A 13,860-nucleotide genomic window follows, 5' to 3' on the forward strand; every position below is an offset into this window, starting at 1 on the left:
TTTTAGATTTATGATTTTAGATTGTAGATTATTACAACTTTGTCAAAGTTTCAAACTTTGACAAAGTTTACGCAACTACTTCGTTCTATTGGTATTAATATATGCCGCCATTGTTTCAATAGACTGAAAAATTGATTTTCCTTCTTTTGGGTCAACTAGTTTAATTCCGTAATCTTTATCCAGAATCACGATCAATTCAAGTGCATCAATTGAGTCTAAACCCAAACCGTCTCCAAACAAAGGATCGTTATCAGCAATGTCTTCGATTGCGATATCTTCAAGATTAAGAGTGGTAATGATTTTGTTTTTTAATTCTTCTTTTAATGCTTCCATGATTATTTATTATATAATGTATTGATAGTTTCGTTCGTATATTTTGTGCTTTCTTCTTTGCTAATTGTGCAAAGAAAAGCTTTGTAATTGTCATTAAAAAATTCTACCCAACCGCAAAGAACCATATCTGCTTTGTTTGAATTCAGCAAAATATTCGAATAATTCGACATAAATTCCGTGTTGAAAGCATCAAATATAAAGAAAGAATTTTCACTTTTCAGCTGATGACGAATACTTATTTCGCCCAAACAAATATTTGGCAAAGTATAAACGAAAACTGCCGGACTTGGATAATAGTTTTCTTTGTCCGAAATAGATTCCTGATACTTTACATCGGTATCTAAACTTGATGATTTATTGGCCAAAACCAAAGCAATATTATTTTCGTGTTCAGAAGAAATTATCGGACTCAAAAGCAATTCGGCACCTAAAAAAGCCAATTTACTCAAAGCGTCCATTTTGAAAAACTTTGGATATTGAATGTCAAAATTACGATATGCTTGTTTGGAGAAATCAGCGAAATTGGTTTGTTCAATTTTGAATACAGAAGTTCCGTTCAAAACAATTTCGTTGTTTTGGATTGTGATGTAGGATTGTATGTGTGTTTTTTGAGTCATTTTATTTTATATAATCTTCCGCTTCATAAGCATCAATAGGAAAATCATTTTCTGTTATTGATTTGTAATAGAACTTTCCAATACTCATTTTTAGGTCAATGTAAATTTTATTCAAATCTTCAAGATTTTCTTCTTCCCAAAGAATGTCATGAAGAATATACCCAACATTCATTGTCTTCATATTTAAAACGATTGGATCACCATTTGCGCCTGAACCAATTATCAATAAATCTTTTTTATAGATTTCTTTGTTTTCTTCATCAAGATTTTCAGCTCCGATTTCATTAACACAATTAAAATAGATATTTCCAAATTTGATTTCTTCCTTAAATGAAAATGATTTAAAAAAATCTATTAATTGAGGCGATAGATTTAATTTTTCTAAAAATTCAATAGTTTTATCAGTTACTTTGATTACATTATTTTTGCGATCAAAATTTTCAATTTCCAGTGCTTGTTCAAAAAGAGGGTCATCTATATTCATCAGATCTTAATTACTAATTTATTTTTTAAGAAACCCAAGTATTTTTAATTTTTGTAATATGCCATTTCCCAGATTTTTTTTCAATTGTAATTTCAAATCCTTGTCCACATTTTCCTCCGCCACATGAAGCACTGGCAGATATGGTTCCCAAAGTTTTATTTTTATTAAACTTAATATTAGAAATCTCAATTGTACCAGCAGGCATTCCGCTCTTTTTATCTTCTACATCCCAAAATCGTTCTTCGGGAAACTTAGAAGCATATTGAAAATCAAATTTTTTATTGTTTTTAAAAGGGCTTAAATCAAATTTGCCATTTCTAATTTCATTGTTTATTATAAAATCATGAACGCCAATTAAAATTCTTGCTTTACTATTTTTGATACTATCTTGATAGTGCCAATATCTTTTTAATTCATCGTGATACCCAACCGTATCTCTTATATTCTTTTTAAAATCTACTATTCTTGGACCTGGAGGCGGAAGCATAATTCTTCGGTCCATATAAATAGAATCTACAATTTCGATAAAAAACGCTATTTCTTGCCTCTTTTTCAAAATCAGATTCAGATAGTTCTTTCTTTTTACATCCAAAAAAAGAAAGAAGAACTAAACTAATAAATATAAATTTTGATAATTTCATTTACTTTTAAAAAATTTGAACTTGCAAGGTTTTCTTGAAAGTTGAATTTTAGTTTGAACTGTTCGGAATTTCCGAACAGTTCAAACGATATTATTTAAGCAAAAAATCAAAGAATTTAATCCGTGAAAATTAGTGTAATTCGTGTTTAACTTTTTCAAAAACCACAGCCGTATTACAACCTCCAAATCCAGAAGCTGTCTTTAGGAAAAACTCAATACTTGCCTCTTCATTTTTCTCAATAATATTAATCGTTTCGCTTACGCCGATTTCGTCAAAACCTTTCGATTCAAAAAGCATATTTTGATTTGCGGATTCAATTGCGATTACGGTTTCTAATAATCCCGAAGCTCCTAAAGTATGACCGTAAAATCCTTTTAAACTATTTATTGGAACATTTTGTAAATCTAAACGATTTAAAGCAATCGCTTCCATTTCGTCATTGAAAGGAGTTGCGGTTCCGTGTGCTGAAATATAATCGATTTGATTAGAATTGATTTGCGCTTCTTTCAACGCATTCTGAATACTTCTGAACAAACCTTCGCCCGTTCTTGAAGGACCCGAAATATGATTGGCATCGTTTATCGAACTGTCTCCAATAACTTTTATTTTTGCGTTTTTGGCTTCCGCCGAAATTAAAACTGCTGCGGTTGCTTCGCCTAAACTTACTCCGGTTCTGTTTTTAGAATAAGGCTTACAAGGCAAATCGCTCATCGCCTGAAAAGCATTAAAACCAGACAAAACAAATTCTGAAACTTCGTCGCCGGCAACGACAAAAACATGATCATAAAGCTCCGATTGAATCATTCTTTTGGCAACAGAAATGGCTAAAATTCCCGAAACACAAGCGTTTGAAACTACAATTGGCTGTGTTTTAAACCCGAAATAATTGGCTACATTTTGAGCTAAAACATCTAAATGTGCATTATTAAAACTTTCTTCAGAATCATTTTTTAATGCCGTAACATTTCCTTTTGTGGTCGAAAGTATAAAAGCAGTTTTCGAATTTAATTCAATTCCTGATTTTTTGATAATCGGCTCTAAAGCCAAAATCATCATTTTCTCTAAACGAGAATGTTTTGTGTTGGCACTTACTTTTTCAAAAGCACTGATTATTTTTTCATCATTAATAATCGAAGCATAAAACGGCATTGGCATTAGAGAAATATCCTGGTGCAATTGAATTCCGGATTCACCACGAAGAATCGCTTTGATGTTTGATTCAACATCAAAACCTAAAGGCGTGATACAATTGGTTTCAGTGATATATACTTCTCTTATCATTTTGTGATTTTTGCTATCCTGCAAGGTTTCCAAAACCTTGTTGGTTTGTCTAGAATTACACCTACAAGGTTTTGGAAACCTTGCAGGAGAACTTTGTGTTTATTTTAAAAGTCCAACTTTTCGTTTCCATTCTTCATAGAAAGGAGGATTCGTCAACATTAAATTTCCTTCTTTGTCCAGAAATACCTGAACGGTTTCGCCGGTGCAGGCAACTTCGCCTTTTTCGTCTATGATTCTAAAACGATAAATCATTTTGGCAGCGGGCGTATCAACAACTGTTGTTTCTATTGTTACAACATCGCCGTAGCGCAAAGACAATTTATGTTCGCATTTTGATTTTACGATTGGCGTTGTAAATCCGGTTTTGGCAATATCTAAATAGGTAAGTCCGTGTTGACGGCCAAACGCTTCCCGTCCATCTTCAAAGTAGGTAATATAATAGCCATGCCAAACAATTCCGAGGGGATCAGTTTCGTTAAAACGAATTCTGATTTCATGCGAAACCGTTAAGTCAGTTGCCTCGTTAAACTGTTCTTTTCTTTTTGTCATAGAATAATGCGATGGATGTTGTGATTATAAAGAACAAAAATAGCAAACTTATTTTTGGGATGATTTCCAGGAAAGAAACGTTGCGCAATAAAACATCGTAAAAAGCTTCAAGAGCCCAATTCATTGGTGATGATTTGGCGATAAACTGCATGATTTTTGGCATTGCAAAAACGGGAACCCAGACTCCGCCAATAGCAGCAAGAATGATTACACTTGTTGCACCAAACGGAGCCGATTGTTCTTGTGTATTAGCAATAGTTCCTAATAAAATTCCGAAACCAATTGCTGCAAACCCTGAAAATAAAGCAACAACACTCATTAAAAATAAATGTCCTTCGATATTTAAGGGAGGCAAACCAATATGCGGAAATAAAAATATAGCAACGGCAACCATCATATAAAACTGAATCATACAAATGACTGAATAGGTAATGGTTTTCCCGATAATGACAATTAAATTAGAAACCGGATTGGTCAATAATCGAACAAAAGTTCCTTGTGATTTTTCTTTTACAATATTAATAGACAACGGAATTACGATAAAAAATATCGCAAAAAGTGTCCAAGCCGGAACATTATGCTGCACCGAATTTGGTAAGACTTCCTTGTTGTTTACTTTTGGAACAATTTCTTTAAATGTAATAAAACTCTTTTGCTCGAATTTGGTATTTTCTTCTCCTAATTGATTTTGGAAAGTGGTATAAATTGACTTTGTTTCGATTTGCGAAATCATTTTATCAATAGAACTCATCACAGAGTTTTTGAAGCTAAGCTGAACTGCCGGATCAAAATATAATTTTACTTCTTTTTGCTGAATTATTTTTGAAGTTTGCGGTTTTGCAATACTATCTGAGAAGCCCATTTTACTCACAATGTTTTCTACATTCTGATCGATTTTGGCTTGTAAATCTGTGCTTAGATTTTTTGGAATTATAATCGCCAATTGAAATTTTCCTTTGTAAACATTTTCTTTGGCAACTTCTTCTGTAAGTGGTTTGTTGTCTATTTGAGTAACAACACTAAAAAGCTGACTCTTTTCGAGATTATCAAAAACAGTTTTAGAAACCGAACCTTTGTCGTTGTCGACCAATAAAATCTGAATTTTAGTATCGCTAATGGTTTTAAAAGTACTGTCTTGTATTAAGGTTACTGTAATAACCAAAACCAAAGGCATTATAAACAAAATGACTAAACCTCCTAAATCTCTCTTGAGCAGGATAAATTCTTTTACGACGGACATCCAAATTTTATATATCATCTCTCAGATCTTTACCGGTTAATGAAATAAAAACTTCTTCAAGATTTCTTGCTTCTTTAGTCGAAGCAATTAAACCTGATGGTGTGCCTTGTGCATAAATTTTGCCTTGATCTAAAATGGCAATTGTCGTGCAAAAATCTTCGGCTTCAGCCAAATGATGCGAGGTATAAATAATTGTAGTTCCGTTTTGATTTAAAAGTTTGAGATAATCTATAATTGCATTTTTAGATTGCACATCAACACCAACAGTTGGCTCGTCCAGAAATAAAACTTTTGGATTGTGGAGAATTCCCGCAATCAAATTGACTCTGCGTTTCATTCCGCCTGAGAAAGTTTCAATGCGTTTGTCGGCAAATTTTAATAAACCCAAAAGATCTAAAGTTTCAATTACTTTGTCTTTTAAGTCAGAACCTTTTAAACCGTACATGCTTCCAAAATAATGTAGATTTTCTCTCGCTGTCAACGTAGGATATAAAGCATATTCCTGAGGTACAACTCCAATAATTTTTTTGATTTTGGTGGAATGGCCAGCATAGTTCAAACCATCAATGGTGAAATGTCCCGAAGTTGGTTTTATCAATCCGCAAAGCATGGAGATTAAAGTGGTTTTTCCGGCACCATTTGGACCTAATAAGCCAAAAATCTGACCTTGATTTATATCCAGCGAAACATCGTTCAAAGAATACAGTTCTGCATCTTTGTACTTTTTCGAAAGAGATTCTATTTTTATAACAGTTTGCAAAATATAGTTAGCTAATTGCTTTTTTTAGTTTTTTGAAAAAGATTTCTTCGCGATTAGCAATGTCCAGAAGTTCATCGGCAATGGCATTGTAAGCGTCTTCTTTGGCACTTCGGTTTTTATAAATACGGGAAGCTTCAACGGCAAAATCTCTCCACGAATCTCCAATTTTAGTCATTTCTTTAGAAAGTACTTTCAATTCATCATTGTTTAAAATAACCGAAGCTTCTTGTAAAAATGCCGCATAAATAAAACGGAATCCTCCGCCGCCGGTTCCTATTTCTTCCTGCATTCGTACCATTTGTGCAAGATAATGATTGGCTTTTCTAACGCCGTGTTTTGCAGGCCATTTTCTAATTCGGCGAGAAACAAATTTAATTCCGCGAACACCTACAATTGGCATGGGCGCCAGCATAGTGCGACAAGTATCTTTGATTCCTTTGATGATGGCAGTTTTGAAATCAACTTCACTCGGAACCTGAATTGGATAATACATTTGTCCTCTTGGAGCAAAAGCGCCTTTGGCAAAACGTACTTTGTCTAATTCTTCATGTGTTAAAGTAGTCACGGTTTCCATTACAGGATCGCTGATTAAATAATCGGTTTCGGTTTTTCCGTAAACGACTAAATTGTGCGCGTTGAAATGAAAACGATATTCATCAGGAAAATAGCTTAAATGATAAACTCCAACTTGTAATCCGGTTGGGATATTATTTTTTAAATTTTCGTCTAAAGCTTTAGTGGCATTTGGAACAGAAGAAAATTTTTGTCTTTTTATTTTAAGATTTAAACGATTTGCAACTTTATTAAAAATCTGTCCAGGCAAAGTTCTGTAACTAATTGCCGGTGCATGATTTACTTTTATAAAAGGCAGATACACAAACAAAAGTCCGGAACCGATGCCAAAAACCATTGGTTCGCTGATATTTAATCCGCTATTTTTTAAGAGATTTGAAGCCACTCCATTTTCACAATGAGCAGATTGATGGTGTGTAAAACTAGTTTGCATTAATCGTTTTTAATATTTTTTAATTCGGCTATTGAGATCTCAAAAGCGTCGGCATATTTCTGTAAAACTTTGTCACTCAATTTGGCAAAAACAGCGGGTTTAAAATGTCTTTTTACGCGCCATTTCCACATTTCGACGTAGCCGGCAAGAATGGTAAGATCCATTTTATTGAGTTCCATATAATAACAAATCGGACTTAATTCGCCAATCTGAACCTTCAGTTTTGCTTCTTCTGCACGTTCTTTTATATCATCTATTGCGTTCGAAAGTGCAATGGCTTTTGGTTCCCAACCCGTACTTAACGCGGTGGTATAATTGCCATTTTCATCAGTAGCATAAACAAGTTCTTTGAGGTTCTTTTTGCTTAAATTTCCATCGTGCTGAGGTACATTTTCTTTTTCCATGACGGTTTTATTTTCGATCAGAATTATGTTGTTGTCGAAACTGTTTTTTGAATGAATAAATTAATTTCACATTCTAAAAGTATTTTGTCTCCGAGTAAGCTTTGACAGCTCATCGTACATAAGGTATAATCATCGCCAACAAATTTGGATACTAAGTTTGCTTTGGTAATAATTGTATCACCGGTTTTTGGCAGTGAATGTATTTTTAGATTTTTTAGGGCGCTGATAAAACCAATAACATTTACATTTTCATTTTCTGTTCCGTCTTCGTCAAAAAAATACTTTTTGCCTACAATTGCAGAACAGGTTTGTGCTGTGTTTTCGATTAGACCGGCTTCGATAAAAATGTCATTATCAACAAAAATATTGTCTTCTTGTATCAGAAATGTCGTTTCTACAAAATTAGAATCTATATCCAAAATTAGATCTACCATAAGCATTGGCGCTCGGTGCGGAAGGTAATTTTGTATGTCAACTCCAATTTTCATAGGTATACTATTTTGCCAAAACGGTTTTCATTTGTCCGCGGGCAATTTCTTCATTATTTAAAGTAGTCACAATATCAACCAAAGTTATTCCTGCAAATTCCTGCAAAATAGTTACGGTTGATTGAATGGTATCATCGACTTGGGGAAACTGTTTTATTTCGATATCTTTTATAGAACCTATATAACCTGTTGGGGCTGTTTCGTTTTTCAAGAAAAATTGATATCCGGTATGCAAGGCCACAGATTGTGCCATGTGCTCGATTATACCTGCTTCTAAAAAAGAATTATTATCTGCAAAGATATTGTCGCTCTGAATTTTTAAACCGGAAACCAATGATGTTTCGGTATAAGAATACATTTTATCTACCATGACAAAAGGAAACTTTTGTGGCAATAAATTTTCGACTGCTTCTTTATTTAAAAGAGATAGTGTTTCCATTAGCAAACCGTTAAATACGCATACGCAAAAGAGAATCTTCCGCTTTCCGGAACTGATAATAAAATACGATCTCCTTTTTTCAGTTTACCTGAATACATTAATTCTTCAAGGGCGATATAAATTGAGGCAGAACCAACGTTACCAACTCTTAAAAGGTTCATGAACCATTTTTCGTCTGTAAGTACAATTCCTTTTTCGTTTAATCCGTTTTTTAGTCCTTCTACAAAAAAGTTAGAAGAAACGTGAGGTAAAAAATAATCAACCTGATCTGCCGTAACATTGTGCTTTGCCATTGCATCGCTCATACTTTCGACACCTTTCGGTAATATAAATTCGTCTAATATTTTTACATCCTGTTTAACAGCAAATACAGATTCGTTTAACCATTGCTCCGGATTGTAATCGCTCCAGGCTTTGATTTCGCCATTTTCTAATTTATCTCCACCGGCATACATGCAAGTTTCTAATTCGAATGCATAAGAATACGCTTCCATCCATTCGATTTTTAATGAAATTTCGCCGCTTGGTTTATTTTCTAATAAAAATGCACCGGCTCCATCAGATAACATCCAACGTAAAAAATCTTTTTTGAAGGCGATTATAGGCTGCTCTTCAAGGTTCTTTAAATTGATTACTTCGTGCTTGTATTTTGGAGAAGAAAGCCAGGTCGAAACTTTTTCTGATCCTGTGCAAATGGCATTTTTTGAGTTCCCTGATTTTATAGAAAGAAAACCATATTTCAATGCATTCATTCCTGAACAGCAAATACCCATGGAAGAATTTAGCTCTACGGATCTGTTTTTTAATAATCCGTGAACCATTGCAGCATGTGATGGTGCTAAAACATCAGGTGATGAGGTTCCGCAGGAAAGTACCTCCAGATGCTGATCTGTAAAATTCTCATCAAATAGTTGTAAAACGGCATTGCGTGTTAACTCAGCGTTACTATGTGTACTTTTTCCGTTTTTATCTACGGCGTAATATCGGCTTGTAATTTTATTATTACGCAAAATAATACGTCTTGCCTTTGAGGCGGTGTCATTTATTAGGCCTAAATAGCTTTCCATTTCATCATTTGAAACAGCTTCATTTGGCAAATATTTTGCGGCTTTGGTAATATATACGTCAAACATAATTAAATTTCGTCTTCTAAACTCCTTGATAATATTGAGTTTCTTTTTTTATGGTTTTGAACTTGAATGGATAGGTAATAAGGTGCAATATATATACTATTGGCGAGATTAGCCATATCGCGAGGAATAAATAAACATAAAATATTTTAAGAAGCGTTTTCCTGTTTTTTTGATGCTTATGAATCAGATTAGACCACTTATTAAAAATCTTATTGGCAGTTTTATCTACAATAACTAAATATGGGCTGATTTTTACGGCGCCAATCTCGGCTAATTTGGGCTGTAAATCGTCAAGTTTGTCTTGTTTAAATTGGGAAAGTATGATTTCTCCAAATTTATCAGACTCCTGAATGTCTTTATCTGAAACTCCCGGAAGCGGAAAAAAACCGAGATATCGCTTCTTTACACCAGAGAACATCCAATTTACAATAGTAATCACGCTGATTAAATTTCCAACCCGATCGACTAATGCGACATTTCCAACCAATTTTGCATTGGCGTCACGCAATAAAACTTTAATTTTTTCCTGAGCCATGATCCACATATTACGAGAACCATTAATAGTTACAACGGGTGTATTGTTTAATATTGTTTTGGCTTCGGCACTTTTTAAAAACGAGTTGATTGGAATTGAAGGTGATAAAAACCAAACTTGATAATGAAAAAGTATCAAATCAAATTTTGTGTTTAAAATTTCGCTGGAAACTGGTTTAAGCTTTGTTGGAATCTGTAAAAAAGATTCCGGAAAGGCATCAAAAAAAGAAGTTTTATTCCACGGAAATGGGAATGGTTTTTCTAATTGTATTTCGTGAAAAGTTACATTTATCTCCTCTGAATTTAAGAATGGTTTTGCAATATTTTTCGCAATCGATTCTAGTTGTCCGGATTGGGAATAAAAAATAACGAGAACATTTTTCATTGGGTTAGTTGCTTTGGTGCTAAGCAAAAATAAGTAAATTTATTTAAACGAATTTTCTTGTTTAATGTTTTGATTTTTGGCGCACGGGTTTAACGGATTAAACGGGTTTTCGCTGGTTTTTTTTAATCTCGCAAAGTTGCGAAGTTTTTAAATTGGCGCACGGATTTGGCGGATTAAACGGGTTTTCGCGGATTTTATTTTTTTGTAAACTTTTTAGGTTACAAAAAATAAGAAGTAAATATCAGTGTAAATCTGTTTAATCCGCCAAATCTGTGGGCTATTTTTTAAGATCGTTCCAGAAGTCGAAATAATTGAACCACTGCAATGGATATTTTTGCAAAATGCTTTCAACGCTTTTTACGTATTCTTTTAATAATGCTTTTTCGTCGCGGTGTTTTACGGTTGCTTCCCTGGCGTATAAATGATAATGTAAGTTGGCTTCTTTCATTACATAAACAAAAACAACAGGAACTTTTAATCTTGAAGCAATTAAAAATGGACCAGCCGGAAAGTTGGCTTCTTTACCCAGAATTTCTTCTGAAAGAGATTTGGTTCCTTCAAAGTAACGATCGCCGGTAAAACAAACCAATTCGTTATTGGCTAAAGCCGCATTGATCTCAAAAATATGAGAAAGATCGTCTCTGATAATAATAAACTTTACGGTTGGTTTTTGGGTTACACTTTCCAGATAATTCTTAATAGCCGAATGTTCTAAATCGGTTGTAACCAAATTGATTTGAAAATCAAGATCTATTTCACCAAAAAAATGTTCGGCAATTTCAAAATTTCCTATATGAGCACTAATAAGAACTCCGCCCTTTTTTTCGGCCAGAAGCTTTTTAAGAGTTTCTATTCCGTCAAACTCATAGGTAAATTTATTTCGCATTCCTGCCGAAATGGAAATTTTATCAATAATGGTTTGTCCAAAAGTGTAATAACTTTTGAAAACCATTTTTTTTGATTTGAAATAGGAATAGTTCAGCCTTTCTTTAAAATAATAAAAAATAGCCTGATTGCTTTTCTTTAGAAACAAAAAGTAGTAAGAAGCAACAAAATAAAGTAAGACATAAGCAGACTTGACACCCGCTTTTTGTATTAAAAAAACGAATATTCTATAGCCTAAAACTGTTCCTTTTGATTTGCCATCCCATTGACTCATTAAACAGCTTTAGCTTTTAGTTTGGTTTCGATAAGGTCATAAAAATTTTGAAAAGTAGCAATACCAACAAAATCAGCTTCAACCAGTTTTACACCAAAGTTAGATTCAATAGAAACTACTAAATCTACATAATCTAAACTATCTAACCCAAGTGTATCTTTTAGATTAGCATCTGGTTCAATATCATCATTATCTACTTCAAATTCATCAACCAAAAAACCATTAATTTTTGCTATAATCTCTTCTTTATTCATCGTTCAATTTAAACTTTTTAACCACCAACGCCGAGTTGGTTCCTCCGAATCCGAAGGAATTGGACAAAAATATGTCAAATTTTTTGTTTAAAGTAGTTTTGACCAAATTTAATTTAGAAGCATCTTCATCTGGGTTTTCTAAATTGATGTTCGGAGCAATGAAATCGTTCTGCATCATTAAGATAGAATAGATTACTTCGCTCGCACCAGCCATCCAACATTCGTGGCCTGTCATTGATTTTGTAGAACTTACGTAAGGATTTTTCTCACCAAAAACTTCAAAAATTGCTTTTGCTTCGTTTCCGTCTCCAACCGGAGTTGAGGTTGCATGTGCATTTATATAATCAATATCAGTTGCTTTTAATTGTGCATCTTCAAGCGCTCGTTGCATGGCTATAGACGGTCCTTCTACATTTGGCGTAGAGATATGTCCACCGTTTGATGAAAATCCGTAACCTACAACTTCGGCAATAATATTGGCACCTCGCGCAATTGCTGATTCATAGCTTTCCAGAATTAACGTTGCACCGCCACCACTCGGAATTAATCCGTCGCGATCAGCATCAAATGGGCGGGAAGCTTTTTCAGGTTCGTTTTCTCTTCTCGAAAAAACACCTAAACCATCAAAACTGCTCATCGCATATTTGTTGATTTCCTGAGCTCCTCCGGTAATAACAATATCCTGAAAGCCGCTTTTTATTAAAAAATAAGCCAACCCAATAGAGTGTGAGCCACTTGCACAAGCAGCGCTTATAGTAAGATTGATTCCGCGGAGTTTAAAAATTGTAGATAAATTCATTGTTACCGTTGAATTCATTGATTTAAAAATGGCTCCGGAACCTATTAATGCGGTATCTTTTTTCTCGCGAACAATGTCTGTCGCATCAATAATAGCTTTTGAAACGCTATCATTTCCATACATGATCCCTACTTCGCGATTGTCAAAAAAAGCATCGTCGATATTGGCATTTTTCAAAGCTTCTATTGTAGCCATATAAGCATATTCGGTTTCTTCACCAATGCTCATACGTTGTCTGCGGGTCAATAAGTTTTTTAGATCCGCTTTCGGAACCATTCCTGTTAAGGCAGATTGAAAGCCAAATTCTTTTCTTTCGGCGTCAAACTTAATACCTGATTTTCCGTTATACAAAGATTCTTTTACTTCGTCTAAAGAAGTTCCGATACAAGAATAAATTCCCATTCCAGTAATTACAACTCTCTTATTCATCATCTTTCAAAGTAATTTTTTAGTCTGTTATGCATATTTTTAACGCATAGCAATTTATGCGAGAAAAATATTTTTTTTTAAATTGTTTTACACATACAAGCTATGTTTCTATGTGTTTATACGAATTTTAAAAGCCAGACTTTATGAGTAATTTTTTATGAATATATTCCTCCGTTTATGTTGATAATTTCTCCTGTAATATAGCTTGACTTTTTAGAAATCAAAAAGCTTACCAAATCTGCAACTTCTTCGGCTTCGCCAAAACGATTTACCGGAATTAGTTTTAGTAATTCTTTTTCGTCTAATTGGCTAGTCATATCTGTCCTGATAAAACCAGGAGCAACCGCATTTACAGTAATATTTCGTTTGGCAACTTCTTGAGCTAATGCTTTTGTAGCTGCAACAATTGCGCCTTTTGCTGCCGAATAGTTAGTTTGCCCTGCTGTTCCTTTTACACCAGAAACTGAAACCATATTTACGATTCGGCCATATTTATTACGTAACATTTTTTGAATAAAAAACTGTGTCACATTAAAAAATCCGTTTAAACTTGTGTTTACAACACCGTTCCAGTCTTCGGGAGTCATCCACATAAAAAGACCATCTTTTGTAATTCCGGCATTGTTTACAATCGCTTCAACAATTGCTTCTGGGTTAGCTTGCTGCCATTTTGTTAAAGTAGTTTGTACTTCTTCATAATTAGAAACATCAAAACCTAAGATTTCTCCCGTTGCGCCTAATTTTTGTATTTCCTGAAGTGTTTCTTCGGCAGCTGTTTTATTCGAATGATAATTAATCAGAATATGATAGCTGGCTTCAACCGCTAATTTTTTACAAATAGCACTGCCAATTCCTCTCGAACCGCCTGTTACTAATACACATTTCATTTATGTAAGTTTTATTTTTTAATATATGTTATCTCCTT

General features: G+C 33.9%; 18 protein-coding genes. All 18 read right to left on the reverse strand.

Annotation, left to right across the window (positions count from 1 at the left end):
- Positions 1-75: 75 nt before the first annotated feature.
- On the reverse strand, positions 76-333 hold the full coding sequence (locus LPB88_RS07010) for a phosphopantetheine-binding protein (protein ID WP_089350234.1): 258 nt from the start codon (positions 331-333) through the stop codon (positions 76-78).
- 2 nt (positions 334-335) lie between these two features.
- Positions 336-950 (reverse strand): 3-oxoacyl-ACP synthase, encoded by a 615-nt coding sequence (locus LPB88_RS07015; RefSeq protein WP_230713975.1) that lies wholly within the window; start codon positions 948-950, stop codon positions 336-338.
- Between the two features lies 1 nt (position 951).
- Positions 952-1,434, reverse strand: a complete 483-nt coding sequence (locus tag LPB88_RS07020) for a hypothetical protein (RefSeq protein ID WP_230713977.1) — start codon at positions 1,432-1,434, stop codon at positions 952-954.
- Between the two features lie 25 nt (positions 1,435-1,459).
- The gene (locus tag LPB88_RS07025) at positions 1,460-1,990 is read right to left on the reverse strand and encodes a hypothetical protein (protein WP_230713979.1); all 531 of its coding nucleotides are present in this window, start codon (positions 1,988-1,990) and stop codon (positions 1,460-1,462) included.
- A 214-nt stretch (positions 1,991-2,204) separates the two neighbouring features.
- A complete protein-coding gene (locus LPB88_RS07030; RefSeq protein WP_230713981.1) occupies positions 2,205-3,356 on the reverse strand; it encodes a beta-ketoacyl synthase N-terminal-like domain-containing protein in 1,152 nt (383 codons plus the stop codon).
- 99 nt (positions 3,357-3,455) lie between these two features.
- Positions 3,456-3,905 (reverse strand): thioesterase family protein, encoded by a 450-nt coding sequence (locus tag LPB88_RS07035; protein ID WP_230713983.1) that lies wholly within the window; start codon positions 3,903-3,905, stop codon positions 3,456-3,458.
- The gene (locus LPB88_RS07040) at positions 3,880-5,163 is read right to left on the reverse strand and encodes an ABC transporter permease (RefSeq protein WP_230713985.1); all 1,284 of its coding nucleotides are present in this window, start codon (positions 5,161-5,163) and stop codon (positions 3,880-3,882) included. Before LPB88_RS07040 ends, LPB88_RS07035 begins: the two co-directional genes overlap by 26 nt.
- The gene (locus LPB88_RS07045) at positions 5,153-5,905 is read right to left on the reverse strand and encodes an ABC transporter ATP-binding protein (protein ID WP_230713987.1); all 753 of its coding nucleotides are present in this window, start codon (positions 5,903-5,905) and stop codon (positions 5,153-5,155) included. The genes LPB88_RS07040 and LPB88_RS07045 overlap by 11 nt, the downstream gene beginning before the upstream one ends.
- Positions 5,906-5,912: 7 nt before the next feature.
- Positions 5,913-6,911 (reverse strand): BtrH N-terminal domain-containing protein, encoded by a 999-nt coding sequence (locus LPB88_RS07050; protein WP_230713989.1) that lies wholly within the window; start codon positions 6,909-6,911, stop codon positions 5,913-5,915.
- On the reverse strand, positions 6,911-7,315 hold the full coding sequence (locus LPB88_RS07055) for a hypothetical protein (RefSeq protein WP_230713991.1): 405 nt from the start codon (positions 7,313-7,315) through the stop codon (positions 6,911-6,913). The genes LPB88_RS07050 and LPB88_RS07055 overlap by 1 nt, the downstream gene beginning before the upstream one ends.
- A gap of 23 nt (positions 7,316-7,338) precedes the next feature.
- Positions 7,339-7,803: an ABC transporter permease gene (locus LPB88_RS07060; protein WP_230713993.1), complete on the reverse strand. Its 465-nt coding sequence runs from the start codon at positions 7,801-7,803 to the stop codon at positions 7,339-7,341.
- 7 nt (positions 7,804-7,810) lie between these two features.
- Positions 7,811-8,242 carry a hypothetical protein gene (locus LPB88_RS07065; RefSeq protein WP_230713995.1) on the reverse strand — a complete coding sequence of 144 codons (432 nt, stop codon included), beginning with the start codon at positions 8,240-8,242 and terminating at the stop codon, positions 7,811-7,813.
- The gene (locus LPB88_RS07070; RefSeq protein ID WP_230713996.1) at positions 8,242-9,375 is read right to left on the reverse strand and encodes a beta-ketoacyl-ACP synthase III; all 1,134 of its coding nucleotides are present in this window, start codon (positions 9,373-9,375) and stop codon (positions 8,242-8,244) included. Before LPB88_RS07070 ends, LPB88_RS07065 begins: the two co-directional genes overlap by 1 nt.
- Before the next feature lie 16 nt (positions 9,376-9,391).
- Positions 9,392-10,294, reverse strand: a complete 903-nt coding sequence (locus LPB88_RS07075; protein ID WP_230713998.1) for a dialkylrecorsinol condensing enzyme DarA — start codon at positions 10,292-10,294, stop codon at positions 9,392-9,394.
- 277 nt (positions 10,295-10,571) lie between these two features.
- Positions 10,572-11,453 carry a lipid A biosynthesis acyltransferase gene (locus LPB88_RS07080; RefSeq protein WP_230714000.1) on the reverse strand — a complete coding sequence of 294 codons (882 nt, stop codon included), beginning with the start codon at positions 11,451-11,453 and terminating at the stop codon, positions 10,572-10,574.
- Complete coding sequence (locus LPB88_RS07085; RefSeq protein WP_230714003.1) at positions 11,453-11,707, reverse strand: acyl carrier protein; 255 nt, start codon at positions 11,705-11,707, stop codon at positions 11,453-11,455. Before LPB88_RS07085 ends, LPB88_RS07080 begins: the two co-directional genes overlap by 1 nt.
- Positions 11,700-12,935 (reverse strand): beta-ketoacyl synthase, encoded by a 1,236-nt coding sequence (locus tag LPB88_RS07090; protein WP_230714307.1) that lies wholly within the window; start codon positions 12,933-12,935, stop codon positions 11,700-11,702. Before LPB88_RS07090 ends, LPB88_RS07085 begins: the two co-directional genes overlap by 8 nt.
- Before the next feature lie 155 nt (positions 12,936-13,090).
- Positions 13,091-13,822, reverse strand: a complete 732-nt coding sequence (fabG, locus tag LPB88_RS07095) for a 3-oxoacyl-ACP reductase FabG (protein ID WP_230714005.1) — start codon at positions 13,820-13,822, stop codon at positions 13,091-13,093.
- Positions 13,823-13,860 lie beyond the last annotated feature (38 nt).

Origin of the sequence: Flavobacterium sp. JAS (assembly GCF_020991455.1) — a bacterium.
In the GTDB taxonomy this organism is placed as follows: Bacteria; Bacteroidota; Bacteroidia; order Flavobacteriales; family Flavobacteriaceae; genus Flavobacterium.